General features: G+C 62.5%; 1 protein-coding gene. It reads right to left on the bottom strand.

Features of this window, described 5'->3' with window-relative positions:
- Positions 1-272 (bottom strand): immunoglobulin-like domain-containing protein (locus tag Q8X48_RS29980; RefSeq protein WP_407802828.1); only part of this gene is annotated, 272 nt, incomplete at both ends.

Genomic DNA, 272 nt, shown 5'->3' on the forward strand with positions numbered 1-272 from the left:
ATGACCTTGCCGCTGTCGAGGGTCACGGTGACCGGACCGTTCTGCGCGGTGACCGGTTTGCCCTGGGCATCGGTCAGGGTCGCGGTGTAGGTGATGGTGCCGTTTTCATCCACGCTCGGGGTGGCGGACAGGGTCACGGTGGTGGTGTCGTTGACATCGTTGACCGTGGTGGTCACTGGCGTTGTGTTTGGCGACACCAGTTCCAGGTTACCGCCCACTGCGTCCTTGATGGATTCAGTGACGGTGGTCGGGCCTTGGTAGACGTCGTTGCC

The sequence above is a fragment of the Pseudomonas sp. QLc11A genome, assembly GCF_052112305.1.
GTDB classification, from domain to species: Bacteria; Pseudomonadota; Gammaproteobacteria; order Pseudomonadales; family Pseudomonadaceae; genus Aquipseudomonas; species Aquipseudomonas laurylsulfatiphila.